General features: G+C 67.8%; 21 protein-coding genes. 10 read left to right on the top strand and 11 right to left on the bottom strand.

What is annotated here, in order from left to right; translation table 11 throughout:
• From G6N09_RS09495 to G6N09_RS09505, 3 genes are read right to left on the bottom strand one after another with little or no spacing between them, the layout of a single operon-like run.
• Window positions 1-1,161: an acyl-CoA dehydrogenase family protein gene (locus G6N09_RS09495; RefSeq protein WP_083026421.1), complete on the bottom strand. Its 1,161-nt coding sequence runs from the start codon at window positions 1,159-1,161 to the stop codon at window positions 1-3.
• Between the two features lies 1 nt (window position 1,162).
• The gene (locus tag G6N09_RS09500; protein ID WP_234807038.1) at window positions 1,163-2,224 is read right to left on the bottom strand and encodes an acyl-CoA dehydrogenase family protein; all 1,062 of its coding nucleotides are present in this window, start codon (window positions 2,222-2,224) and stop codon (window positions 1,163-1,165) included.
• 4 nt (window positions 2,225-2,228) lie between these two features.
• The gene (locus G6N09_RS09505) at window positions 2,229-3,131 is read right to left on the bottom strand and encodes an alpha/beta hydrolase (RefSeq protein WP_083026423.1); all 903 of its coding nucleotides are present in this window, start codon (window positions 3,129-3,131) and stop codon (window positions 2,229-2,231) included.
• 88 nt (window positions 3,132-3,219) lie between these two features.
• On the opposite strand from G6N09_RS09505, the gene G6N09_RS09510 reads away from it, so the two are divergent.
• Entirely contained in the window at window positions 3,220-4,452 is a 1,233-nt protein-coding gene (locus G6N09_RS09510) for an alpha/beta hydrolase (protein WP_083026425.1), read from the top strand.
• Between the two features lie 52 nt (window positions 4,453-4,504).
• A complete protein-coding gene (locus G6N09_RS09515) occupies window positions 4,505-5,923 on the top strand; it encodes a WS/DGAT/MGAT family O-acyltransferase (protein WP_083026428.1) in 1,419 nt (472 codons plus the stop codon).
• Here the strand turns inward: G6N09_RS09515 and fadD12 are convergent.
• Entirely contained in the window at window positions 5,920-7,560 is a 1,641-nt protein-coding gene (gene fadD12, locus G6N09_RS09520; RefSeq protein ID WP_083026430.1) for an acyl-CoA ligase FadD12, read from the bottom strand. The two genes, G6N09_RS09515 and fadD12, sit on opposite strands and share 4 nt — an antisense overlap.
• Window positions 7,561-7,565: 5 nt before the next feature.
• Window positions 7,566-8,306, bottom strand: coding sequence for a 1-acyl-sn-glycerol-3-phosphate acyltransferase (locus G6N09_RS09525; protein WP_234708209.1), 741 nt, complete (start codon window positions 8,304-8,306; stop codon window positions 7,566-7,568).
• Window positions 8,307-8,495: 189 nt separating this feature from the next.
• On the opposite strand from G6N09_RS09525, the gene G6N09_RS09530 reads away from it, so the two are divergent.
• Genes G6N09_RS09530 through G6N09_RS09540 form a run of 3 tightly spaced genes read left to right on the top strand, consistent with a single transcriptional unit; the run spans window position 8,496 to window position 11,848 of the window.
• Window positions 8,496-9,326, top strand: coding sequence for an arylamine N-acetyltransferase family protein (locus tag G6N09_RS09530; RefSeq protein WP_083026434.1), 831 nt, complete (start codon window positions 8,496-8,498; stop codon window positions 9,324-9,326).
• Entirely contained in the window at window positions 9,326-9,952 is a 627-nt protein-coding gene (locus G6N09_RS09535; RefSeq protein ID WP_083026436.1) for a S1 family peptidase, read from the top strand. Before G6N09_RS09530 ends, G6N09_RS09535 begins: the two co-directional genes overlap by 1 nt.
• Before the next feature lie 60 nt (window positions 9,953-10,012).
• Window positions 10,013-11,848 (top strand): acyl-CoA dehydrogenase, encoded by a 1,836-nt coding sequence (locus G6N09_RS09540; RefSeq protein WP_083026437.1) that lies wholly within the window; start codon window positions 10,013-10,015, stop codon window positions 11,846-11,848.
• 74 nt (window positions 11,849-11,922) lie between these two features.
• Here G6N09_RS09540 and G6N09_RS09545 read toward each other — a convergent pair whose 3' ends face one another.
• Both G6N09_RS09545 and G6N09_RS09550 read right to left on the bottom strand, forming a co-directional pair.
• A complete protein-coding gene (locus G6N09_RS09545; RefSeq protein WP_083026440.1) occupies window positions 11,923-13,392 on the bottom strand; it encodes an aldehyde dehydrogenase in 1,470 nt (489 codons plus the stop codon).
• 46 nt (window positions 13,393-13,438) lie between these two features.
• Window positions 13,439-14,215 carry a class I SAM-dependent methyltransferase gene (locus G6N09_RS09550; protein WP_083026441.1) on the bottom strand — a complete coding sequence of 259 codons (777 nt, stop codon included), beginning with the start codon at window positions 14,213-14,215 and terminating at the stop codon, window positions 13,439-13,441.
• A gap of 43 nt (window positions 14,216-14,258) precedes the next feature.
• Here G6N09_RS09550 and G6N09_RS09555 point away from each other — a divergent pair, with 43 nt between their 5' ends.
• Window positions 14,259-15,413: a glycosyltransferase family 4 protein gene (locus tag G6N09_RS09555; protein WP_083026444.1), complete on the top strand. Its 1,155-nt coding sequence runs from the start codon at window positions 14,259-14,261 to the stop codon at window positions 15,411-15,413.
• A 34-nt stretch (window positions 15,414-15,447) separates the two neighbouring features.
• Here G6N09_RS09555 and G6N09_RS09560 read toward each other — a convergent pair whose 3' ends face one another.
• Window positions 15,448-16,779, bottom strand: a complete 1,332-nt coding sequence (locus G6N09_RS09560) for an amidase (protein WP_083026446.1) — start codon at window positions 16,777-16,779, stop codon at window positions 15,448-15,450.
• An 80-nt stretch (window positions 16,780-16,859) separates the two neighbouring features.
• On the opposite strand from G6N09_RS09560, the gene G6N09_RS09565 reads away from it, so the two are divergent.
• Window positions 16,860-17,285 (top strand): thiol-disulfide oxidoreductase DCC family protein, encoded by a 426-nt coding sequence (locus G6N09_RS09565; RefSeq protein ID WP_083026448.1) that lies wholly within the window; start codon window positions 16,860-16,862, stop codon window positions 17,283-17,285.
• A 66-nt stretch (window positions 17,286-17,351) separates the two neighbouring features.
• On the top strand, window positions 17,352-18,065 hold the full coding sequence (locus G6N09_RS09570; protein ID WP_244959516.1) for a PhzF family protein: 714 nt from the start codon (window positions 17,352-17,354) through the stop codon (window positions 18,063-18,065).
• On the opposite strand, the gene G6N09_RS09575 is transcribed toward G6N09_RS09570, so the two are convergent.
• Both G6N09_RS09575 and G6N09_RS09580 read right to left on the bottom strand, forming a co-directional pair.
• Window positions 18,062-19,753 (bottom strand): MmpA family trehalose lipid delivery protein, encoded by a 1,692-nt coding sequence (locus G6N09_RS09575; protein WP_083026453.1) that lies wholly within the window; start codon window positions 19,751-19,753, stop codon window positions 18,062-18,064. The two genes, G6N09_RS09570 and G6N09_RS09575, sit on opposite strands and share 4 nt — an antisense overlap.
• A gap of 7 nt (window positions 19,754-19,760) precedes the next feature.
• On the bottom strand, window positions 19,761-21,014 hold the full coding sequence (locus G6N09_RS09580) for a cell envelope lipid trafficking protein PgfA (protein ID WP_163752744.1): 1,254 nt from the start codon (window positions 21,012-21,014) through the stop codon (window positions 19,761-19,763).
• Between the two features lie 102 nt (window positions 21,015-21,116).
• Between G6N09_RS09580 and G6N09_RS09585 the strand changes: the two genes are divergently transcribed.
• Entirely contained in the window at window positions 21,117-22,307 is a 1,191-nt protein-coding gene (locus tag G6N09_RS09585; RefSeq protein WP_083026557.1) for an acyltransferase family protein, read from the top strand.
• On the opposite strand, the gene G6N09_RS09590 is transcribed toward G6N09_RS09585, so the two are convergent.
• Window positions 22,244-23,572, bottom strand: a complete 1,329-nt coding sequence (locus G6N09_RS09590) for an oxygenase MpaB family protein (protein ID WP_083026458.1) — start codon at window positions 23,570-23,572, stop codon at window positions 22,244-22,246. The genes G6N09_RS09585 and G6N09_RS09590 overlap by 64 nt on opposite strands.
• 138 nt (window positions 23,573-23,710) lie before the next feature.
• On the opposite strand from G6N09_RS09590, the gene G6N09_RS09595 reads away from it, so the two are divergent.
• Entirely contained in the window at window positions 23,711-24,304 is a 594-nt protein-coding gene (locus G6N09_RS09595; protein ID WP_083026559.1) for a TetR/AcrR family transcriptional regulator, read from the top strand.
• Window positions 24,305-24,312: the final 8 nt, after the last annotated feature.

Consider the following 24,312-nt stretch of genomic DNA (forward strand, 5'->3'; position numbering starts at 1 on the left):
CTAGTGCGGCAGCTCCCGGAACGGGGCGTCACGATAGGGGTCCGGTTCCTTGGGCAGGCCCAACACCCGTTCGCCGATGATGTTGCGCTGAATCTGGTCTGTGCCGCCACCGATCGAGGTGAAGTAGGCGTTGAGTGCGCGAAAGGTCACGGCGTCACCGACCGGATTCTCCGGACCGCTGAGCATCGACTCCGCACCGATTATCTCCGTCTGAACCCGGGCGGTCTCATGCAGTATCCGTGACATCGCGATCTTGCCGAGCGCCAGCAGGGTCGCCGACTCGGCGCGGTCGGTGCTGGTCTTGGCCCGCTGGTTGTTCCAACGGTTCACCGTCGACAGCGCTTGCGTACGGGCGATCTGCTGGCGGATATGTGCATCCCCGATGCAGCCGGTGTCGCGCGCCAATTCGACGAGCCCACTGGACTTCTCCTTGCGGCGGGCGGTCCGCGCGACATCGCCCATCAGGCGACGTTCGTAGCCCAGCGCGACCTGAAGCACTGACCAACCCTGGCCGGGCTCGCCGATTCGATTGGCGTCGGGAACCCGGGCGTCGGTCAGGAAAACCTCGTTGAACTCCGACTCGCCGGTGATCTGGTGGATCGGCCGGACCTCCACGCCGGGCTGGCGCATCGGCAGCATGAAGAACGTGATGCCGTCGTGTTTCGGTACGTCCGGGTTGGTACGCGCCACTAGCATGCCGTAGTCAGCGGTGGTCGCGAACGATGTCCAGACCTTCTGCCCGTTGATGATCCACTCGTCACCGTCGCGTTCGGCCCGGGTGCGCAGACCGGCTAGATCCGATCCGGCGCCGGGCTCGCTGTAGAGCAGACATGACTTGGTCTCGCCGCGTAGCGCCGGAGGCAGCAGGCGGCGCTTCTGCTCCTCGGAACCGCGGTCGTGGATGGTGCAGGCGAAAAGATCGCCCCGGTCATGCCCGCATCCCGGTGCTCCCGCTGCAGCGAACTCCGCTGCCACTAAGCGTGATTGACGGTCAGTCAGCCCGCGGCCATAACACTCCGGTTCCCAACTCGGGACGGTCCACCCGGCGGCGAGCACCGCGGCGGCGAAAGTGGCCCGCTCGATCCCGGGTGACCAGTTGGCGGCCAGCCATTCCCGCACCTCGTGACGAAGTGCGTCGTCGTCTGCGTCGGGCAGCGTCATCTCACGTTCCGATCTCTTGGAGGTAGCGCTCACGGTGCCAGGATGGGCTGCCGAAAAGGTGTGCGTCGCTGCGGGCCCGGCGCAGATACCGGTGGGCGGGATGTTCCCAGGTGAAGCCTATTCCGCCGTGCACCTGAATGTTGGTGGCTCCTACGAAGACGAATGCGTCCGAGCAATAGGCCTGGGCCAGTGCCAGATCTGCGGCCCAGCCGGCGGCATCGTCGGTGCCGGCCGCGGCCACATGGCGGGCCGCCGACACTGCTGACTCGGCCTCCAGCAGCATGTCGGCGCACATGTGCTTGACGGCTTGGAAGCTGCCGATAGCGCGGCCGAACTGGTAGCGGGTCTTGGCGTAGTCACGGGCCATCTCCATGGCAAAGCGCGCTGCGCCGGCCTGTTCGCCGAGCAGCGCGACCGCGGAACGGTCCAGCGCGTTGGTCAGCGCGGTGCCGCCGGCCGATCCCACCGGCGTTGCCGGGGCGTCGGACAGGCGCACGACACAGAGTCGGCGGGAGGTATCGATGCTGGTCAGAGGCTCAACTACCACCCCTGGGCCGGCCGGGTCGACGGCAAAGATCCCGGGTCCATCCTCGGCGTCGGCCAGCACATAGAGCAGGTCGGCGGTGTCTGCGTCGAGGACGAAGCGCTTCTCGCCGGAGATCAGTGGGGCCGCTGCGCCGCGGGCCGTGGTAGCCGGCGTCCCAGGTGGGCGGGTTGAAGTGCCCTCTGCGAAGGCGACCGCGACGCGGGTGCGTCCGGCAGCGATTGACGGCAGAACCGCCTCGCATTGCGCCGGATCAGCGGCCGCCAGAAGAAGATTGACAGCCAGCACCGCCGTCGACAGATACGGTCCGGCGTACAGAACTCGGCCCAACTCTTCGGCCACGACGCCTACTTCGACCAATCCGGCACCTGCGCCGCCGTACTGCTCGGGCACCAACAGCCCGAGCAGGCCCATCGCCGCCAATTCCGACCAGACATCGTCGTCGGGTGAGCGTTTGGTCATCAACTCTGCGACCGCACCGCGCAGTGCGCGCAATTCCTCGGGGCTGGAGCCGGTCACCGGATCAGCCTTCCCGTGCGAGCGAAAAGGCGCCCCGCAGGGTCGCGCATTGGCTGGCGAAGAACGCTTGTGAGACGACCGCTTTGGGCACCAATCGATCGAACCCGTGGAATGCCCCGGAAACGGTCTCGACCGTGCAGGGCACCCCGGCTTCACGCAGCCGAGCGGCGTAGTCCAGGTCCTCGTCATAGAACAAGTCCACTGTGCCCACTCCGATCCAGGCCGGTGCCAGACCGTTGAGGTCAGCGCGCCGGGCCGGCACCGCGACCTGCGGATCGGCGCCACCGAGGTATGAAGTCCAACCAAACAGGTTGCTCCGCGGATTCCACAACCGGTAACTCCGATTGGCCGGCAGTGCCGCGCTGCGGTCATCGAGCATCGGGTACACCAGCAGTTGCAGCACGGGGGAGATCTGAGCGCGGTCGACGGCCAACTGCGCCAGCGCGGCGGCCAGCCCGCCGCCCGCACTGGCACCGCCGATCGCGACCCGGGCCGCATCAACGCCGGGCAGCTCGGCCAGCAGGGTCAACGCTGCCCAGCAGTCCTCCAACGCAGCCGGATAGGGCTGTTGCGGCGCTAGCCGGTAGTCCACCGACACGACCGTGGCACCCAGTTCCGCGCTGAACCTGCGGCACAGCCGGTCGTCTTGGGCGGCCGTGCCGATGATGTAGCCGCCCCCGTGGATCCACAACAGCGCCGGGGCGGCGCCGGTAGGCGGATTCGGCGGCCGAAAGATGCGGACGGTGGCTCCCGAGGGCAACCCCTGAATCTCGACGTCGGCGGGGGTGCGTCGGCCCTGGATCCCGCCGAGAGCCTGCAGCACCGGCAGGAGTCGGGGTCCGACCCCGCCACGCGGAAGGAAGCGGGCTGTTCTGCGCAGATCTGGATGAAAACCGCTGCTCACCATCGGGCCAGTATTACCGCCTCCGTAAACGTCGCGTTGCCAACCCACCGATCGCGGCCGGCAGGGCGCTCGCGCGCGGTACCCTGCCGCAATGACCGGACGATCGCAGACCCCGGAGAGCGGACTCAACCTGGCCGCCCGGCTGCGTTGGCTCAAGCGGGCCCGCACCACCGACTACCTGCTGGCGATGAGCGTGGCTTCGGCCTCGCTGCCGCTGGTGGGCAAGCACCTGGAACCGCTGGGCGGAATGACCGCCATGAGCGTCTGGGGTACGCGCCACATGCCGGAGTTCTTCTCCAACGCCGCCAAGTCCTGGCTGGCACCGGGGGCGGCCACCGCCCGCAGGCAGGCGCGCGAGCAGACCCACGCGGTCAGCGATGCCGCGCTGCGCGGCGTCGTCTCGGCGGCCGACCTCGACATCGAATGGCCGCAGCCCGAGCAGGTCCCGCCGGTGGCCAAGGCCCTGCAGCACCGGCGATACATCCATCGCTCCGGCGTGCGGTACGGCAATGACCCTGCCCAGGTATTGGATGTGTGGCGGCCGCGTGAGCTGCCCGACGGACCTGCCCCGGTGCTGATCTACGTTCCCGGCGGGGCCTGGGTGCACGGCAACCGCGTGCTGCAGGGCTATGCGCTGCTGTCACATCTGGCCGAGCGCGGCTGGGTGTGCCTGTCGATCGACTACCGGGTGGCGCCGCACAATCGGTGGCCGAGCCACATCATCGACGTCAAGACCGCGATCGCCTGGGCGCACGCCAACGTCGACAAGTTCGGCGGCGACCGTAACTTCGTGGCCGTGGCGGGTGCTTCGGCCGGCGGGCACCTGGCTGCCCTGGCGGGGTTGACCGGCAGTGCCGTCGACGATCGTGAATACGCCGACCAACTGCCCGCCGGAGGCGACACCTCGGTCGACGCGGTGGTCGGGATCTATGGCCGCTACGACTGGGAGGACCGCTCCACCCCCGAACGAGTCGCGTTCGTCGACTTCCTGGAGCGCGTGGTCGTCGGTCGGTCACTGCGTCGGCACCGCGACATCTACGAGCAGGCTTCCCCGATCGCCCGGGTGCATCCGGATGCGCCGCCGTTCCTGGTGGTGCATGGCAGCGCCGACACCGTGATCCCCGTGCAGCAGGCCCGCAGCTTTGCCGACCGGTTGCGGGCGGTTTCGCGGTCCAAGGTCGGGTACTTGGAACTGCCGGGGGCCGGACACGGGTTCGACATGACCGACGGCGCCCGGACCGGAGCGACGAGCACGGCAATCGGTTTGTTCCTCAACCAGATTCACCGCGACCGCGCGACGGTGGGCAACAAACAGATCATCTGAACCCGCGGGCCGTGGCGTCACGGTATGGTCCGTTCATGGAGAGGGATCTGGGGTGAAGCGGCTTTCCGGATGGGATGCCATGCTGTTGTACAGCGAGACGGCGAACGTGCATATGCACACCCTCAAGATCGCGGTGATCGAGCTGGACGCCAACCGGCAGGGGTTCGATGTCGAGGCCTTCCGTCGAGTGATCCATGGCAGGCTCTACAAGCTGGGCCCGTTCCGCTATCAGCTGGTTGACATTCCCGGCAAGTTCCACCACCCGATGTGGCGGGAGAACTGCGAGCTTGATCTGGCGTACCACATCCGGCCGTGGTCACTGCCTGCTCCCGGTGGGCGTCGCGAACTCGACGAGGCCATCGGCGAGATCGGCAGCACCCCGCTGGATCGCAGCCGTCCGCTGTGGGAGATGTACTTCGTCGACGGCCTGGCCAACAACCGGATCGCGGTGGTCGGCAAGATCCACCACGCCCTCGCCGACGGAATCGCCTCGGCCAATCTGATGGCGCGCGGGATGGATCTTCTGGCCGGTCCCCAGTTCGACCGGGATTCCTACGAGACCGACCCGGCGCCCACCGGCGGACAGTTGGTCCGCTCGGCGTTCAAAGACCACTTCCGGCAGATGGGCAAGATTCCGGCGACCATCCGCTACACGGCGGCGGGCATCGGACGGGTGCGGCGCAGTACCCGCAAACTCTCCGCAGACCTGACCCGCCCGTTCACCCCACCGCCCAGCTTCCTCAACCACATGCTGACTCCGGAGCGGCGGTTCGCCACGGCCACCTTGGCGCTGGCCGATATCAAGGAGACCAGTAAGCAGTTGGGGGTCACCATCAATGACCTGGTGCTGGCCATATCTTCGGGGGCGTTGCGCACCCTACTGCTGCGCTACGACGGCAAAGCCGATCATCCCCTGCTGGCCTCGGTGCCGATGAGCTTTGACTTCTCCCCGGACCGGATCTCGGGAAATCGCTTCTCTGGCGTATTGGTCGCGCTGCCGGTTGACGTGGCCGATGTCCGAGAACGGGTCGTCCAGGCGCGGGAGGCGGCCAACCTGGCCAAGGAGGCCCATCACCTGGTGGGTCCGGAGCTGGTCAGCAGATGGTCGGCGTACTTCCCGCCCGCCCCGGCGGAGTCGCTGTTCCGGTGGCTGTCGGGCAAGGACGGTCAGAACAAGGTCCTCAACCTCAACATTTCCAATGTCCCGGGCCCGCGGGAGCGCGGCAGGGTCGGCGGTGCGCTGGTCACCGAGATCTACTCGGTGGGCCCGCTGACCGCAGGCAGCGGATTGAACATCACCGTGTGGAGCTACGTGGACCAGCTCAACATCTCCGTGCTGACCGATGGCGCCACCTTCGAAGACCCGCACGAGGTGACCACAGCGCTGGTAGACGAGTTCGTCGAAATCCGCCGTGCAGCTGGACTTTCCGAGCAGTTGACCACCGTCGAGACGGCGATGGCGCCGGCCTAGCCCTCGGTCGGCCCCGCCATCGCCTGAAGTTCACGGCGCAGTACTTTGCCGGTGTTGTTGCGCGGCAATGCGTCCATGATGGTGATGTCGCGCGGCACTTTGTAGCTGGCCAGATTGTCCCGGACATGCTGCTTGAGCTCGTCCGGGGTGGCAGAGCTGCCCGTGGCCAACGCGACGAAGGCCACCAGGCGCTGTCCGTAGTCGGCGTCGTCGACCCCGATCACCGCAGCTTCGGCGACGGCGGGATGGGCGATCAGCGCCTTTTCGGTCTCGATCGGATAGACGTTCTCGCCCCCGGAGACGATCATCTCGTCGTCGCGTCCGACCACGAAAAGTCTTCCGGTGCTGTCGAAATAGCCTAAGTCGCCGGATGCCATGAAGCCGTCGTGGAACAGCTTCGAGTCGCCGCCGGTGTAACCGTCGAACTGTGAGGAATTGCGGACGAAGATCTGCCCGGTCGACCCGGCCGGAAGCTCTGCCAAATCAGAGTCCAGGATGCGGATCTCGGTGCCCGGTGCAGGCCGGCCTGCGGTGTCGGGGGAGTAGCGGAGGTCTTGTGGTGTCGCCAGCGCGATCATGCCGGCTTCGGTGGCGTTGTAGTTGTTGTAGACCACGTCACCGAAGTCGTCCATGAATGCCGTCACCACATCGGGATGCATCCGGGAGCCGGACGCGGTGGCGAAACGTAGTGATCGGCAGGGGTATTGGGCTCGAACGTCGTCAGGCAGTGCCATGATCCGGTCGAACATGACCGGAACCACACACAGTCCGGCCGCGCTGTTGTTCTCGACCAATGCCAGCGTGGCTTCGGCGTCGAACTTGCGCCGCGTGGCGATGGTGCAGGCCATGGTCAGCGCCAACGCCAGCTGGGAGAACCCCCAGGCGTGGAACATCGGTGCGGCGATGACCACGGTTTCTTCGGTGTGCCAGGGGATCCGGTCGAAGATTGCCTTCAGGTCGGCCACGCCGCCGCCACCACTGCCGGAGCGGCGCGCGCCCTTGGGGGTCCCAGTGGTTCCGGAGGTGAGCATGACCAGCTTGCCGCTGCGGGACGTTCGGTCCGGGCTGCGTCCGGCGTTGGCGTCGATCAACTCGTCTGCCGTCAGGCCGGGGACTTTGTTGTCGGTCCAACTCACTACGCGCGTGCAACCCGATTCTGCCGGCACGGCCAGATCGACTGCGGCGGTGAACTCTTCGTCGTAGAAGATCAGGTCGACGCCTTCGCGGGCAACCACTTCGGCCAGCGCCGGCCCGGCGAAGCTGGTGTTGAGCAGAAGTACGTCGGCGCCGATCCGGTTGGCCGCCGCGAGAGCCTCGATGAAGCCGCGATGATTGCGGCACATCAACGCGATCGCCCGTGGTGTCCGGCCCGGCAGACGTTGCAGACCGGCAGCCAGCGCGTCGCAGCGGCGGTGCAGCTCGGCGTAGGTGCAGGTGCCGCGCTCATCGATGATCGCCGCCCGGTCGCCGCACCGCTGCGCCGCAATGGCGATCCCGACAGTCGTGGTGCTGCCTTCAGCCGCGGCCGCGGCAATGATCCGGATGTAGCGGTCTGGTCGCAGTGGAGCCAGCAGCCCCACCCGGCTGAAAGTCGCCAGCATCGAGCCAACCCGGTTGATCGAGTCGAACAGTTCCATCCCGCTCAGCCCAGAATCGGGAGACGGCGCTCGCGGGCGAGCCGGTCCAGCGCCTCCTGCATGACGGCACGGACGTGGGCGTCGACGGCGTCGATGTCGGGGTCTTCACCGAACTCGGCGATGATGTCGATCGGCTCGCAGACCTGCATCACGATCTTGGTGGGCAGCGGCAGGTTGACCGGTAACACCGCGGACAGCCCGAACGGGAAGCCGAACGAGATCGGCAGAATCTTGACCCGCATCAGCTTGTCCAGCCTCAGGGCCTTGGCCAGGCCGGTGCCGCGGGAGAGGTAGAACTGGCTCTCTTGGCCCCCGATGCCGACCGTCGGCACCAGGGGAACGCCCGCGTTGATCGCGGCGCGGATGTAGCCCTTACGGCCCCCGAAGTCGATCGTGTTCTCTTCCAGGGTGGGCCGATAGACGTCGTAGTCGCCGCCGGGGAACACCACCACCACGCCACCGGAGCGCAGCGCCTCGTCGGCGTTGGCGTGGTTGGCCGGGATAAAGCCGGTCTTGCGGAAGAAGTCGGCGGTGAATCCGGTGAAGATCAGGTCGTGGCTCAGCGTGTAGACCGGACGGTCATAGCCGAAGGTGTCGTAGAAGCCGGTGGCGAACACCGGTACGTCCATGGCGAACAGGCCGCCGGAGTGATTCGACACCACCAGGGCGCCGCCGGCGGGGAACGTTTCCAGGCCCCGCACCTCGGAGCGGTGGTAGCCCTTGATGAACGGCCGCAGCAGTCCCATCACCCGCTCGGTCAGGCCCGGGTCCCACTTCGTGATGGGCCGGGGAAGGTCGTCCGACCAGTCGTTGTCCGGTGCGTCCACCGCGGCCCCCTCAAGTGAAACGTGTTCTAGTTTTGCCCATGTTAGCGGCTCAGGCCCGGCGGTGGATACCATCAGCGCACTGTTCTCCAGAGCCGAGGGGAGTTCCGCATCGACCTGCAGGCCTACTTCGACCGCATTGGCTATCACGGGGGTACTGAGCCGACGCATGACACGTTGGGCGCCCTGGTGGCCGCCCACGTCCGCCGCATCCCCTTCGAGAATCTCGATCCGCTGATGGGTGTGCCGGTGACCGACCTCAGCGCCGGGGCGCTGACTGCCAAGCTGGTCGCGCGCTCCCGCGGCGGCTACTGCTACGAGCACAACAACCTGATGCGCGAGGTGCTCTGCGCGCTCGGATTCGGTGCCGAGCGGCTGGCGGCCCGGGTGGTCTGGATGACCCCGCAAGGCGTGGACGGCCCGCCGAGTCCGCAGACCCACCAGGCCCTGGCGGTGACGATCCCGGGAGCCGATCAGCGCTATCTGGTCGACGTGGGCTTCGGTGGGCAGACGCCGCCGGCGCCCATCCCGATGATTTCCGAGCGTGTCCAGCAGACCTCGCACGAACCGTTTCGGCTGCGTCGGCTCGGCGACGACGCGGACGAGTGGGTGGTCGAGACGCTGATCGGTGAGCGCTGGCGGCCGCTGTACATCCTGGGTATGCAGCCACGGCCCCTGATCGACATGCAGGTGGGCAGTTGGTATGTGTCCACCCATCCCGAATCGAACTTCGTCGTCGGCCTCAGCGCCGCGCTGGTCATGGACGACGCCCGCTGGAATCTGCGCGGTCGGCACCTCACCGTCCACGCCGGTGGCGGCACCGAGCGCGTGCGTTTCGACGATGCCGCACAGGTCTGTGCGGCGCTGACCGACCGATTCGGTATCGACCTGGCCGGCCTGGGCGATGTCGAGGCCAAAGTGGCCGCGGTTTTGGACACCTGATGACCAGGGCAGCGTGGGCCGGACTGATAGCGGCCGCGGGACTGGCGTTCGCCGGCCCGGTAGCGGCCGCGCCGATGCCCGGGATCGAGGTGCTGGACGACAACAGCAGCTGTACGGCGGGATTCGTCACTGCGAACGACCACGGCGACTACTTCCTGCTGACCAGCGGACACTGCGATTCGCACGACGGCTCGGAATGGACCGATGTCTTCGAGACGCCGCTGGGCCGGATCACCGCAAGTGAGAACAACGGCGAGGACCGTGACGCCGCCATCATCCGGCTCGATCCCGCCGCCGGCCAGCCCAACGGCAGGATCGCCGGCCGGTACCCGGTGGCCAATGTGTTGACCGCCGACCAGATTCACGTCGGGATGACGATCTGCAAGATCGGTGCGCAGACCGGTGAGACCTGCGGTCCCGTCAGCGCCATCGTCGGCAATCTTGTGGAGACCGATGTGTACAGCACGATCGGCGACAGCGGCAGTCCCGGCTACGTGGTCAACCCGGACGGCACCGTCAGTGCGGTCGGTCTGCTGATGGGCGGACCGGTCGACGATGACTACTCCACCGACTTCGTCCTGCTGGATCCGTTCCTGCGGCAGTGGGGTTTGCACGTGGTGCGTTAGGGTGCGCTGAAACGTCGCGATTCCGCCGACCTGCGCAGCGCCAAGGTGCATGCTGGACCCATGGCTCATTACAAGAGCAATGTCCGCGATCTGGAATTCAATCTGTTCGAGCTGCTGGGCCTGGAGCAGTGCCTGGCTGACGGCGCGTTCGGAGACCTCGATGGCGACACCGTGCGCCAGATGCTGGCCGAAGCCGCCCGGCTGGCCGAAGGGCCGGTCGCCGAGTCGTTCGCCGCTGGCGACCGCCATCCACCGGTGTTCGATCCGGCCACCCACCACGTGACACTGCCCGAACCGTTCAAGGACTCCCTGCGGGCCTGGCAGGCCGGCGAGTGGTTCCGGATCGGTCTGAGCGAGGAGGTCGGCGGCGTGCCGGCGCCGGCGATGGTGTCCTGGGCCATCAACGAACTGGCGTTGGGTGCCAACCCGGCGGTGTTCATGTTCATGACCGGCCCGATCTTCGCCAACATTCTCTACGGCCTGGGCAACGAGCAGCAGCGACACTGGGCGGCCATGGCGATCGACCGGAACTGGGGCGCCACTATGGTGCTCACCGAGCCCGACGCGGGGTCGGATGTCGGGGCGGGCCGGACCAAGGCCGTCGAGCAGCCCGACGGCAGCTGGCACATCGACGGGGTCAAGCGTTTCATCACCAACGGTGACAGCGACGACCTCTTCGAGAACATCATGCACATGACCCTGGCCCGCCCCGAAGGCGCCGGGCCGGGAACCAAGGGGCTCAGCCTGTTTCTGGTCCCCAAGTTCCTGCCGGATCCCGAGACCGGGGAGCCCGGTGAGCGCAACGGGGTGTTCGTCACCGGACTGGAACACAAGATGGGGCTGAAGGTTTCGACCACCTGTGAACTGACCTTCGGCCAGCACGGTGTGCCGGCCAAGGGGTGGTTGGTCGGCGACACCCGCAACGGGATCGCGCAGATGTTCCACGTCATCGAATATGCGCGAATGCTGGTCGGTACCAAGGCGATCGCGACGTTGTCCACGGGCTACCTCAATGCGCTGGAGTATGCCAAGTCGCGCATTCAGGGCGCCGACCTGACCCAGATGACCGACAAGTCTGCGCCGCGGGTGACAATCCTCCACCACCCGGATGTGCGGCGGGCCCTGATGATGCAGAAGGTCTACGCCGAAGGCATGCGTGCGCTGTACCTCTACACCGCAGCCCACCAGAACCCGCAGGTCGCCATGCACGTGTCCGGCGCCGACGCCGAGATGGCCGAACGCGTCAATGACCTACTGCTCCCCATCGTCAAAGGGGTCGGTTCGGAACGGGCCTATCAGTACCTGACCGAGTCACTGCAGACGTTCGGTGGCTCGGGCTTCCTTCAGGACTATCCGATCGAGCAGTACATCCGGGACGCCAAGATCGACTCGCTCTACGAGGGCACCACCGCGATCCAGGCGCAGGACTTCTTCTTCCGCAAGATCGCCCGCGATCGTGGTGTGGCGCTGGCACATCTGGTCGGGGAGATCGAGGCGGTGCTGGACAGCGCCGACGGCCACCCGGAACTGGCGGACTCACGCAAACTGCTGGCGACCGCGCTCGATGACGCGCGAGCCATGGTGGCAGCCATGACCGGATACATGCTCGGGTCGCAACAGGAGCCCCGTGAGCTCTATCGGGTTGGCTTGGGTTCGGTGCGGTTTCTGCTGGCGGTCGGTGACCTGGTGATCGGCTGGCTGCTACTGCGTCAGGCTGAGATCGCGATGACCGCACTAGACCAAGGGGCATCCGGAGACGAACAGAACTTCTACCGCGGAAAGGTCGCCGCGGCACGGTTCTTCGCAGCCAACGTCCTACCCCGACTGGGATCGGATCGGCTCATCGTGGAAAGCGAGGACCTCGCGTTGATGGACCTACCCGAGGACGCCTTCTGAGCATTGCTCAGCGGTGAAGCCGCCGGCGGGCGCGATCCCGCGCCGCCGGCGGCCTTGCCTCATAGTCGACGTGTTCAGCTCTGCAGGGTGTAGCCCATCGGCATCAGCACGCTCTTCTGCTGAGTGAAGTGCTCCACACCCTCTTTGCCGTTCTCTCGGCCGATGCCGGAGTTTTTGAAGCCGCCGAACGGGCAGCACGGGTCGAAGGCGTACCAGTTGATCCCGTAGGTGCCGGTCCGGATCTTGCTGGCGATCTCGATCCCGCGCGGCACATCGGCGGTCCAGACGCTGCCGGCCAAGCCGTACACCGAGTCATTGGCGATCGCGATCGCGTCGTCCTCGGTGTCGTAGGCGATGATCGACAACACCGGCCCGAAGATCTCCTCCTGGGCGATGGTCATGGAGTTGTCCACGTCGGCGAACACCGTCGGCTCGACGAAGAAGCCGGATTCCAGGCCTTCGGGGCGGCCACCACCGCAGACCAGCCGGGCGCCTTCCTCGATGCCCTTGGCGATGTAGCCCTCGACCCGCTCGCGCTGCTTGGCGCTGATCAGCGAACCGATCTGGGCGCCCGGGTCATCCGGCAGGCCGACCGGCAGCGCGGTGACGAAGTTCTTGACCGCCTCCACGACCTCCTCGTAGCGGGAGCGCGGCGCCAGGATGCGGGTCTGCGCCACGCAGGCCTGGCCGGTGTTCATGATGCCGGAGAACACCAGCATGGGGATGGCCGAAGCCAGGTCCACGTCCTCGAGCACGATGGACGCCGACTTGCCGCCGAGCTCCAGCGTGCACGGCTTGAGTAGGTCCGCGGCGCGCTTGCCGATCTCCTTGCCGACGGCCGAGCTGCCGGTGAAGGAGAAGATGTCCACCCCGGGGTGGGAGGTCAGGGCCTGGCCGGTCTCGGCGCCACCGGGCACGATCGACAGCACACCCTCGGGCAGGCCCGCGTCGGCGAATGTCTGTGCCAGCAGGTTGGCACTGAAAGGGGTCTCCGCGGCCGGCTTGAGCACCACCGTGCAGCCGGCCAGCAGGGCCGGGCCGAGCTTGTTGACCGCCAGGAACAGGGGCACGTTCCAGGCCACGATTGCCCCGACCACGCCGATCGGCTCGCGGCTCACGATCGTCTGACCGTAGGCGCCGGTGCGCACTTCTTCCCAGCTGACCTCGTCGACGGCGGGGCCGGCGAAGAAGTTCAGGGCGCCCAGCGAGCTCATCCAGTGCATGGTCTCGACGCTCAGCGGGGGCTGACCCGTCTCGGCGCCCAGCAGTCCGGTGAACTGGTCCTTGCGCTCTTCCATCAGCTTGATGGCCGCGGCGATGACCTTGGCTCGCTCGGCCGGCGGGGTGGACGGCCACGGTCCGGAGTCGAAGGCGGCACGGGCGGCGTCCACCGCGGCGTCCACGTCGGCCTTGGTCGCCAGCGGCACCTTGCCGACGTACTTGCCGGTGGCCGGGCTGTGCACCTCAATGACCTGGTCGGTCGCCGGGGCGGTCCACTTACCGCCGATGAAGAGGGTGTCGTATTCGGTGATGCTGGAGTCCATGGGCGTCACCCTACCTAGCTGACGGGCGGATTAGAACACGTTGCAGTCAATGGGTTCGGTTGGGCTCTAGAACCAGCACGAGATTGCTCACGCCGAACTCGCGAATGCCCGGCGCGGAAGTGATCGACCACGCCCATCGCGGGTGATAGCGGGGGAAAGCCGCGACCAAGGCGCCGGTGTGGCGGGCCCAGTCCAGCCCCTCTGCGGCCGACACCGCGAACAACGACGAGCCGTAGTTGTTCTTCGGCGGGTGGCCATGCCGGCGGGTGTAGCGCCGCGCGGCGCGCCGTCCGCCCAGATAGTGCGTCAGGCCCATCTCGTGCCCGCCGAACGGGCCCAGCCACACCGTGTACGACAGCACCACCAGCCCGCCCGGCCGGGTGACCCGAAGCATCTCGTCGCCGAGCTGCCAGGGCCGCGGCACATGTTCGGCGACGTTGGACGACAGGCAGATGTCGACACTGGCATCGGCGAACGGCAGCGCCATACCCGAGGCCCGGACGAAACTACCGGCGCCGGCGGCCGGTCGCGGTCCGGCTGCGTGCATCTCGTCCGCGTCGGGCTCCACACCGATGTAGCGCAGTCCCGTCTCGGCGAATGCAGTGGCGAAGTAGCCGGGCCCGCCGCCGACGTCCAGTAGGGTCCGGCCGGCCGGCTCGTCGCCGCGCGTGCCCCGCCACAGGTCGGTGATCATGGTGGCCGTGTCGTCGGCCAGCGCGCCGTAGAACCGGGCCGGATCGCTCTGTTCGTAGCGGAACTGCGACAGCAGGCGCACCGACCGGGTCAGCGTCGCGCGTCGCGCGAACAGATCGGTGCCAGCCACCGGGCAAGCCTAGGCCCCGAATCAGACGACTACCCTGGTCGGCGTGTCTGCTGTGCGTTCGGTCCTGCTGCTGTGCTGGCGTGACACCGGGCATCCGCAGGGCGGCGGCAGCGAGACTTATCTCCAGCGCATCGGTGCCGAGCTGGCCGCCGCCGGCGTTGCGGTCACCCTGCGCACAGCCCGTTACCCGGGTGCGCCGAAACGTGAGGTCGTCGACGGGGTGCACATCAACCGCCGCGGCGGGCCGTACACCGTGTATCTGTGGGCGGGGGCCGCCATGGTCGCCGCGCGGTTCGGCCTTGGCCAGCTGCGGCGGGTGCGGCCCGACGCGGTGATCGACACCCAGAACGGGTTGCCGTTTCTGGCCCGGCTCGCCTACGGGCGGCGGGTCGCGGTGCTGGTGCACCACTGCCACCGTGAGCAGTGGCCCGTTGCCGGGCCAGTGCTCAGCCGGATCGGCTGGCTGGTGGAGTCGCGGCTATCGCCCCGGCTGAACCGGCGCAACCAGTACCTGACCGTCTCGCTGCCCTCGGTGCGCGACCTGATCGAGCTCGGGGTGGGCGCCGAACGCATCGCCGTGGTGCGCAACGGCCTGGATGAGGCGCCGCCGGACACCTTGGCACACCCCCGTTCGGCAACACCGCGGGTGGTGGTGCTGTCCCGGTTGGTGCCGCACAAGCAGATCGAGGACGCCCTGGACGCCGTTGCCGCGCTGCGGGACCGGGTGCCGGGCCTGCATCTCGACGTGATCGGCGGCGGCTGGTGGGATGACCGGTTGGGGGAGCACGCCGCGGGACTCGGGATCACCGACGCGGTGACCTTTCACGGCCATGTGGACGAGGTCACCAAACATGAACTGGTGCAAAGGGCGTGGGTGCACGTGCTGCCCTCCCGTAAGGAGGGCTGGGGCTTGGCGGTCATCGAAGCGGGCCAGCACGGCGTCCCCACCATCGGCTACCGGGCCTCCGGTGGGTTGACCGATTCGATCGTCGATGGCGTCACGGGGGTGTTGGTCGATGACCGCGACGAGCTGATCGAGCAACTGCATGGGCTGCTCACCGATCCGGTCCTGCGCGAGCAGCTCGGGGCCAAGGCGCAGGCCCGCAGCGCCGAATTCTCCTGGCGCCAGAGCGCCGAGGGCCTGCACACCGTGTTGGAGGCGGTCCGAGAACGCCGCTACGTCAGCGGTGTGATCTGACGCGTGCGGCGCTCGCTACGCCGTGGATGTCTGCTCAGGGCGTGCGTCGCCACGGCTGGAGCTGCTCGAGCTGAGCGGCGAGGCCCAACAACGTCCGTTCTGATCCGGGTCTGCCGACCAACTGCACGCAGACCGGTTGGCCGTGGTTGTCGAGTCCCGCGGGCACGGTCATCGCGGGCCAGCCCACCATGTTCCACGGTGCGGCGAAGGGGGCGTATCGCGCATTGGCGAGCAGAGAGGTGAGCCAGCCGCGCTCGGACCAGCGACGCGACTTGATCGGAGGTTGAGCCAGCGCCGGCGTGATCAGGACATCGGTGTCGGTGAAGAAATCCAGCGCCCGGCGCCGCCAGACCTCGCGCCCCTTGGGGTGGGAAAGGCCGCGCCGGTAGACAACATCGCCGATCCGCACATGGACACGGTTACGCCGCTCCAATTGTGAGATATCGGTGCACGCATGTGCGTCGGCGGCAACACCCGCTGTCCACAACGCCAGGGCAGTAGTACTCATCAGCGTTGCCGGGTAGCGCGGGGTCGCCGACCGAACGACGTGAACGGCGCGAAGCAGGTCAGCGCTGCGACGGGCCGCCTCGGCCCACGCATGCGCGACAGGCGTTGCGGGTCCGGGAGCCGACGTCGACACGGCGATCCGCAACGCGGACGGTTCGATCAGTTGCGCCGCGCCGGGGTTATCGGCCATCACCGAGAACATCAGCGCTGCATCGGCGACCGTGGTCGCGAGCGGTCCGTTCTCCGACATACCTCCCCACGAGGTCTGCGCCTCGCCAACCGGCACGACCCCGAGACCAGGCTTGAGTCCCACCAGACCGCAGCACGCCGCGGGGATCCGAATCGAGCCCATGCCGTCGTTTCCATGGGCGATGGGCACCGCCCCGGACGAGACCGCGGCCGCGGAGCCTCCGGACGAGCCTCCGGGGGTGCGCTCGGGATTCCACGGATTGCGGGTCACGCCGAAGGCGGAATCGGTTGCGCCCCAAACACAGAGCTCGGGGACACGGGTGAGGCCGACAATTACCGCGCCGGCCGCGCGGAGACGGCGAACGATCTCGTGGTCGGAGCTCTGCGGCGTGGCGATCGTGGCCAGTGAGCCGTCGCGCATCGGTTCGCCGGCGACGGCGATGTTGTCCTTGATGGCGATCGGAACGCCCGCCAGCGGGAGCGAACCGCGGTCGGCGCGGGCATCGACGTCGTCCGCCTCGGCCAAAGCCGCGTCGTGGCGGATCACCTGCCACGCGTTGAACGCCGGCTGCGTCTGCTCGATCCGGTGTAGTGCCTGCTCCGTAGCGGTTCGGGCCGTCAGCGTGCCGCGCTGAACCGCGGCCGCGATCTCGGTCGCCGTGTGCTCCACGCCGTGACCCTATCTCGGTGTCGGACGTCCTACCGGGGCATACTGGCCGTAGCAGTGTGCAGACAGCGGAAGGTGCGGCGATGCCCGACGATCACGCTATGCCGGTGTTGCTCTACGACGGCGTCTGCGGAATCTGCAATCGATCGGTCCAGACGATCCTGCGGTTCGACCGGCGGGGCACGCTGCGATTTGCGGCACTAGACAGTGACTTCGCTCGCAGCGTCATCGAGCGCCATCCGGGTCTGCAGGATCTCGACTCGATGGTCTTCGTGCAGAACCCTGACCGGCCCGATGAGCGAATCGCTGTGCGGTCGGCTGCGGCTCTGCAGGTGCTGAGCTATCTCGGTGGCCCCTTTCGGCTGCTGCTGGCGGCGCGCCTGATTCCGGCAGGACTGCGTGATTGGCTCTACGACCGCTTCGCCGCGATCCGCTACCGGCTCGGTGGCCGCCATGACACCTGTCCGGTGCCGTCTCCCGACGTGCGTTCCCGCTTTCTGGACGTCTAGGTGCCCGTAGCGGCATATGTAGTCGACACGTTTACGGCGGTCAGGTTCCGGGGGAACCCCACCGGTGTGGTGCTGCTGGATGGCCCGGCCGAGACCTCGTGGATGCAGGCGGTGGCGGCAGAGTTCAACCACCCGGCAACAGCTTTCATCGGACCAGCCGATGCTGGGTCCGGTCCACGAGCTCTGCGGTGGTTCAGCCCGGTGGCCGAATTGGCGTTGTGCGGCTCGGGAACCCTGGCCAGTGCGCATGTCCTGGGCGGGGAGCAGTCCTTCCAGGCGGGCTCCCGGTTGCTGTCGTGCACGACGGATGCCGATGGTGCGATCAGTATGGGATTTCCGGCGGATCCGGTGCGCGGCGAGTCGCCGACACCGGAGCTGGTGGCGGGCTTGCCCCAGGTGAGCATCCGGTCGGTGTGGCGGGGAAACCTGGATGTGGTTGTGGAGGCCGGATCGGCCGCCGAGGTCCGTGCGCTGCAACCGGACACGGCGTCGTTAGCGAAGGTTGATGCCCGCGCGATCGTGGTGACGGCGGCCGGTGACGGCGGCGCCGACGTCGTGAGCCGGGTGTTCGCGCCCCGATTCGGAGTGCCCGAGGATCCGGTGACCGGATCAGCGCACTGCACTCTGGCCGCGCTGTGGGGACCGCGCCTGGGGGTGGAGGAGTTCTCGGCCGAGCAGGCCTCAGGGCGCGGCGGTGAACTGCGGGTTCGCTGTGACGGCGACCGGGTCATCTTGATCGGTCACGCCGTGACCGTCCTGCACGGCGAGCTTCGCCGTTAGTCGCGCACGCGTCGCCGCATCGACGCCACCGCCAGCCCGCCCGCGCCCACCAGGAGCAGGGTCAGCCACACCAGATGCGCGACCATGGCGGCCCGGCGCTGGCCGGCCGCGACCTTGGGCGCGCGCCCACCGACCCGGTACAGGGTCAGGTCGGCGTCGCGGTAGGACACCGGCAGTCGAGTCAGGGTCTTGGCTGCCGCGCCGATCTCGCCGTCCACGGCTGTCTCGTTGACCACCCAGCCCACTCCCTGCACGCCCAGCGTGGTGGGCTCGGCCCCGGACAACAACGCCTCCTGCACCTCGCGGGCATGAGTGCCCTCGCCCGGCACCGTCTGGCCACCGACCGTCAGATCGCCGGTGGTGAGCACCTCGGCACGCACCCAGCGGGGCAACGGATCGAGTACCGGAGCCGAACCGGCCCAGGAGAAGTGGCGCATGGTGTCGGCCGGCAATACCGCTACCGGTCGCGGGTCGGCGTTGATCTTGGCCGCCACCGCTGCCCACCCCGGCGGATACTGCACCGGAGTCAGTTGACCGGCCACTCCCCAGGTCAAGTCAGGCAGAACGACCAGCAGAGCAAGGCAGCACGCCAGGGCCGCCCGCGCCGGCGGCAACCGATCCCGCAGGCCCAGGACCGCTCCGGCCCCGGCCAACAGGTAGCCCGGCACCGCCAGCGCCACCCACTTCTGGCCGTCGCGCAGCATGCCGAGCCCGGGCACGACATCGGTCGCCCAGCGCAGCGCGACCAGGCCTGGCCCGGTGGCCAACAGGGTGAAAACCAGCACCGTCGCGCCCGCCAGGATCAGCAGCGGCCGCACCGCAGGCAGGTCTCGGACCGAGGACCACCCCAGCGCCAGCACACCGACGAACACTGCGGTCGCCACCAGCGCGAAAGCCGTTCGGCGTGAGCCGGGAACCGCCTCGGCGTTCCAGATCCCGCCGAGCCCGGCAAGACTGCCCAGCGTGCCCAGCCCGGGCTCCGCACGCGCCGCGAACACCGCCGCTCCGAGCGCCTCGCCGCGCGCGGACCCCGAGCTCAGTGCCGACGCCATCAGCCAGGGCAGTGCGGCCGTTGCCGCGATCGCCATCGTGCTCACCGTGCACCACCAGCGTGGCGGTCCGACGCCGGGCCCCGCGACGCAGACCAGCGCCACCACCGCGGCCAGGATCAGCCCGGTCGGGGTCAACCCGGCCAATGCCAGGAAGAACGCCAACCCCCACAGCCCGGAGGCGCCGGAACGCAATCTCAGCATGGCCACCGCCACCCAGGGCAGACAGCCGTAGCCGACCAGCAGGCTCCAATGGCCCTGGAGCAGGCGCTCGGCCACATAGGGATTCCAGAGCGCCACGGTGATCGCCACCAGCTGACCGGGCAGCCCGGCATCGGCAAGCGCCTCCGCCGCCAGGCGTGCGGCACCGCAGCCTGCCAGCCACAGACCCGCGAACAGCAGCGCCTTGACCACGTAGCCGCCGTCGAACATCCGCGATGCCAGCGCCACCGCGAAGTCCTGCGGCACCGCGCGCGGAGCCGCTTCGCCCAGCCCCAGAGCCGATCCGGTCAGGTACGACCTCGGTGTCGAGACGGCGTCGCGCATCAGGAAGTAACCCGGGCGCAGCAGGGGCGCCAGGATGAGCAGAGTCAGCCCGAGTGCATAGCACGGCGCAACCCAGCGCCCGGCTCGCACCACAGCGGAACTACGGCTGGTCGGGAACCGAATCCGAGGGGCTCGATTCCGGTGGCCCCGCCGGGCGGTCCAGCTGGGGACGTTGCGTCGGCAGCTTCTCGGTCTCAGCCTCAGCTCCGGAAGGACGTTCTGCCATCGGTGCCTTGGGTGCGAATCCACCGAAGAACCCACCTTCGGAGCCATCGCGACCGGCACGGGCCAGAGCGGCCTCGGCCGGCAGGCTGAACCAGCCGATCAGCACCCCTCCGATCAGGCAGATCAACCCCGCGGCGGCGAAGGTGATCGGCAGGATGCGGGACCACAGCGCGAACCGGTCGCGCTCGTTGCGGGCCGCGTTGACCTGCGCTTCGATGGTCTCCTCGGCGCTGGTGACCGTGTAGTCGGCCAGCGCGACCTCCGGCTGGAGCGGATCGCGGGCGTAGTAGTGGTTGGCGTGCACCTTCGACTTCACGATGGTGCCCGAGACCGGGTCCACCCACATCGTCCGCTGCGCGGCGTAGTACCGCGTCATCGTGACGTCCTCGTCGGGGTCGGCGCCCTCGATGTTCCAGATCCGGCCGGGGGCGGTGATCTCACCGTCTTCGTCGTGGCCGTACAGCGAGGGGTAACGGACCGGCTCGGCCAGCCTGCCGTCACTGTCGTAGCCGACGTTCTGCACAAACCGGTAGGTGGTCAGCCCGTTGACGTCGTCCTCGGCCTCGTAGTTGGCCTCATATGCCTTCTGCGCGATCGGGTCGAAGTACTCGTAGGACTGCTTCTTGGTCTCGAACGGGAACCGGTACGTCAGTCCCTCGTGAGGCAGTGCGATGTTGGTGGGCGGAGCTTCGTCTTCGAAGTTGCGCGGCCGCTGCACCGAGCCACCCGGGTGAGTGTCATCGGAGATGGCCTGCGCGGTCGTACGGTTCAGGGTCACGGTGTCGACGATCGCGAGCAGCAGGCCGGCTTCCCTCTGCCGGTCAGCGCGCCGCAACGACGAGCCGACCTGCAGGGTCACCACGTCGGCATTGGCAGGCGACTCGACGGTGATCTGCTGCTGGGATACCAGGGGGACGTCCTGATCGACGATGGCGTGTTCACCACCGAGGGACTCCGGGTCCAGTGCGGCGCCGCTGCCGTTGCCGATCAGGGTGACATCGATGTCCAGCGGGATCTTGGCGATCTTGCCCACCGTGTAGGTGGACAGCAACATTGCCGCGACCATCAGGGCGGCGCCGAGGCCCATGACTGCGCATGCCGCGATACGCATCATGATTGCTCGGTTCACGTCGCCGCTTCCTCCTTAAATCCGTACCTAAATCTGTTCGACCCTAACAGCACTAGATGAAACAGCTACTGTGTGTCCATCGATGCCCCGGTCGGAAATCAGATGAAACAGCAGGTGGGTGGCGCACGCAGCTTCCTGCCCGCTGTCGAGGGTATGCGCGCCTGCGCGGCAATCGGGGTGGTCATCACCCACGTCGCGTTTCAGACCGGACATTCGTCGGGCATCAGCGGCCGGTTGTGGGGCCGCTTCGACATGGCGGTGGCGGTGTTCTTCGCGCTGAGCGGATTCCTGCTGTGGCGGGGCCATGCGGCGGCTGCCCGTGGGCTGCGTCCCACGCCGCCCACCGGGCATTACCTGAGGTCGAGGGTGGTGAGGATCCTGCCGGCCTACCTGGTGTCGGTGGTGGTGATACTGGCGCTGCTGCCCGATGCGGGCGGGGCCAGCTTGACCGTCTGGCTGGCGAATCTCACGCTGACGCAGATCTACATTCCGTTGACGCTGACGCCGGGACTGACCCAGATGTGGAGCCTGGCGGTCGAGGTCAGCTTCTATCTGATGCTGCCGTTCTTGGCCTGGGGGGCCCGCCGGCTACCGGTTCGTGCCCGGATCCCGGCGATCGCGGGATTGGCGCTGCTGAGCCTGGGGTGGGGTTTTCTGCGGATCCACACACCGGTCGGGGTGAACCCGCTGAACTGGGCGCCCGCCTACGGCTGCTGGTTCGGGGCGGGCATGTTGCTGGCCGAGTGGGTCTACACCCCGGTCGGCTGGGTGCACCGGCTGGCGCGTCGGCGGCTGCCGATGGCAGGCGTGACCCTGGTGGCGTTTCTGGTGGCGGCGTCACCGCTGGCAGGGCCGGAAGGGTTGACCTCGGCCACGGTCGGCCAGTTCATCGTGCGTACCGCCATGGGCGGTGTGCTGGCGTGGTCGCTGCTGGCCCCGCTGGTGCTGGATCGCCCCGACGTGCGGCACCGGTTCTTGGGCAGTGCGCCGATGGTGACGTTGGGTCGTTGGTCCTACGGAATCTTCATCTGGCACCTGGCGGCGCTGGACATGGTGTTCCCGGTGATCGGCCGTTTCGCGTTCACCGGGGTCATGGCGGTCGTGCTGGCGCTGACGATGGCCTTCACCGTCGCGATCGCCGCGGTCAGTTACGCCTTGGTGGAGCAGCCGTGCCGCGAGAAGCTACGCGGCTGGGAGACTCGGCACCCGACGGTACGTGGCGAGGGCGCTCAGGCGGCCCTGCCGGACGGGGTGTACTCGGCCGCGTCGCTGGTGAATTCGGGCGTTCCGTAGGCCTTGAGCCGCTTCTTGAGCAGTCGGAGTACGTAGGCGTTGGTCGGGCCGCGCAGGCCGGGGATGCGTACGGCCTGTTGCACCAGCAGGAGGCGGCCGGTCACAAACGGTGCCGTCAGGGCGATCCGCAGATAGTCACCCGCACTGAGGGTGACACTCATCTTGGCGGCGACGTCGCGTTTTCCACCGCAGAACGTCTTGACGAAAAAGGCTTTGCTGTAGCTCTTTTCGACCGCGTCGGCGATACGCTCACTCAAGGTGTTCTCTTGCCGCAGGTAGGCGGCCATCGTCGAACGGACCAGCTCCCCGCAGGTGGAGTCGTCGAAGTCGTCGCGCAGCAGCGCAGCGCGGGCACTGAACACGCGGATGATCTCGTCGGGTGTGGTCGGCAGCATCTCCTCGGGCAGGCCCAGGAGAACGCAGCGGTAGCGGGTGAACTCGACCTGGGCGCGCTCGCTCGACGTGAACTCCGTACGTCCCTGGCGACGGGCGTCCATCGCCAGCACGAAGAGGTTGATCATCCCGGCCGGCATCTGGTCGATCTGCGGAATCGGCAGCCCGTAGATGCCGATGTCCCACTTCGGGGAGCGCTTGAGTGCGTTGAACCGGACCATCGAGTGCATCAGCCGCACCATGGCGGCCGCCTCAAAGCCCGGTCCGTACCGGTCCAGCGCGCCCGGCAGCGTGGTGACCGCGAAGAAACTGGTGGTCTCGTTGACCCGTCCGGCGGCACGCTTGCCCGACAGTGCGCCGGTCAGCGCCATCGGCAGCGCGGCGTAGGTGTTGAGGAAGGTCGCGATGAATGCGCCGCGGACCACGAACGGTGCCAGCAGAGCCATCGGGAGCCGGGAGTGCTCGGCGCCCTTGTGCACCAGGTCCATGTCCAGCCAGTCCGGTGTGGACTCCATGTCGGCGATGAACGCGGCCAACTCCGGCGGGGCGTCGGGCACCGTGTCGATACCTTGCCGGCAAGCCTGCTTGAGCATGCCGATCAGGGTGCTGACGCTGTACTGGCCCATCAGTGCCGCGTAGGAGTCTGACACCACGTCGCCCAGCCAGGTGGCCGTGGTGATCAGCTCGACGGCGGCCTCGTCGGCCAGCAGCTTTGCTCGGGTTTCGGGCTTGCCCGGCAGCGACGCGACGTCGTTGGGGTCGGTCGTGGTGCGGTAGGGCTGCACATCGAAGTCCAGGCCACCGTAGAGCTCGGGCAGCAGCTCGGCCTGACGGCGGACGCGCTCGTGGAGCTCGGGGTAGTGCGTGGACATCCAAGACCTCCGGTTGCTAGCAGATCCTCTGCACAATGACACAAATTCATGTATTTGTGCCACGATAACACGTGGGGGCGTCCCGACCGCGGTCTGCGCGCCGGTCCAGCTCACTCGCAACATGACAGGATGAACGAGATGGCCGGTCCGGCAGTAGTCAAGGTCGGCGAACCCGTGAGTGGCACGGCGGGCGCCATCCTCGACGCCGCCCGGGTGGAGTTCGCGCGGCATGCGTTTCGCCGAGCCAACATCGATTCGGTCGCCCAGCGTGCCGGCGTGAGCCGGCGAACGTTGTACCGGCACTTCCCCACCAAGGAAGCGCTCTTCGAACAGCTCGTGGAGACCGATACCCAGGCCCTCTTTGTCGAGCTGGGCCAGGCCGCCCGGGCGCAGGACGCCGCAGGTGCAATCGTGGAGTGCTTCACCCTGGCGATGCGCCGCATCACCGAAAGCCCGCTGGCCACCGCGATCATCGAGACCGAGCCGGAACTGCTCGTCGGCATCAACACGCCCAGCGGCGAAAAAGCGCTGCTGCGTGCCAGTCACCTGGTCGCTGCGACGCTGCGGCTGTGTGGCGTGACCATGCCCGACGACACGGTCCTGACCGCCGCGGAGATCTTGGTGCGCCTGGTGGGATCACTGCTCACCAACCGCGCGGGTGTGCTCGATATCAACGACACCGCCGCCGTCCGGGAATACGCGCAGACCTACCTGGCCCGCCTGGTCTGGTGACGGGGGAC

It is taken from the genome of Mycolicibacter minnesotensis (assembly GCF_010731755.1).
GTDB lineage: Bacteria > Actinomycetota > Actinomycetes > Mycobacteriales > Mycobacteriaceae > Mycobacterium > Mycobacterium minnesotense.

Excerpts from the sequence above, each read along its gene's own strand:
- G6N09_RS09495 (WP_083026421.1), bottom strand. The coding sequence starts at position 1,161 with ATGACGCTGCCCGACGCAGACGACGACGCACTTCGTCACGAGGTGCGG.
- G6N09_RS09505 (WP_083026423.1), bottom strand. The coding sequence starts at position 3,131 with ATGGTGAGCAGCGGTTTTCATCCAGATCTGCGCAGAACAGCCCGCTTC.
- G6N09_RS09510 (WP_083026425.1), top strand. The coding sequence starts at position 3,220 with ATGACCGGACGATCGCAGACCCCGGAGAGCGGACTCAACCTGGCCGCC.
- fadD12 (WP_083026430.1), bottom strand. The coding sequence starts at position 7,560 with ATGGAACTGTTCGACTCGATCAACCGGGTTGGCTCGATGCTGGCGACT.
- G6N09_RS09525 (WP_234708209.1), bottom strand. The coding sequence starts at position 8,306 with ATGGGACTGCTGCGGCCGTTCATCAAGGGCTACCACCGCTCCGAGGTG.
- G6N09_RS09535 (WP_083026436.1), top strand. The coding sequence starts at position 9,326 with ATGACCAGGGCAGCGTGGGCCGGACTGATAGCGGCCGCGGGACTGGCG.
- G6N09_RS09540 (WP_083026437.1), top strand. The coding sequence starts at position 10,013 with ATGGCTCATTACAAGAGCAATGTCCGCGATCTGGAATTCAATCTGTTC.
- G6N09_RS09545 (WP_083026440.1), bottom strand. The coding sequence starts at position 13,392 with ATGGACTCCAGCATCACCGAATACGACACCCTCTTCATCGGCGGTAAG.
- G6N09_RS09565 (WP_083026448.1), top strand. The coding sequence starts at position 16,860 with ATGCCCGACGATCACGCTATGCCGGTGTTGCTCTACGACGGCGTCTGC.
- G6N09_RS09585 (WP_083026557.1), top strand. The coding sequence starts at position 21,117 with ATGAAACAGCAGGTGGGTGGCGCACGCAGCTTCCTGCCCGCTGTCGAG.
- G6N09_RS09590 (WP_083026458.1), bottom strand. The coding sequence starts at position 23,572 with ATGTCCACGCACTACCCCGAGCTCCACGAGCGCGTCCGCCGTCAGGCC.
- G6N09_RS09595 (WP_083026559.1), top strand. The coding sequence starts at position 23,711 with ATGGCCGGTCCGGCAGTAGTCAAGGTCGGCGAACCCGTGAGTGGCACG.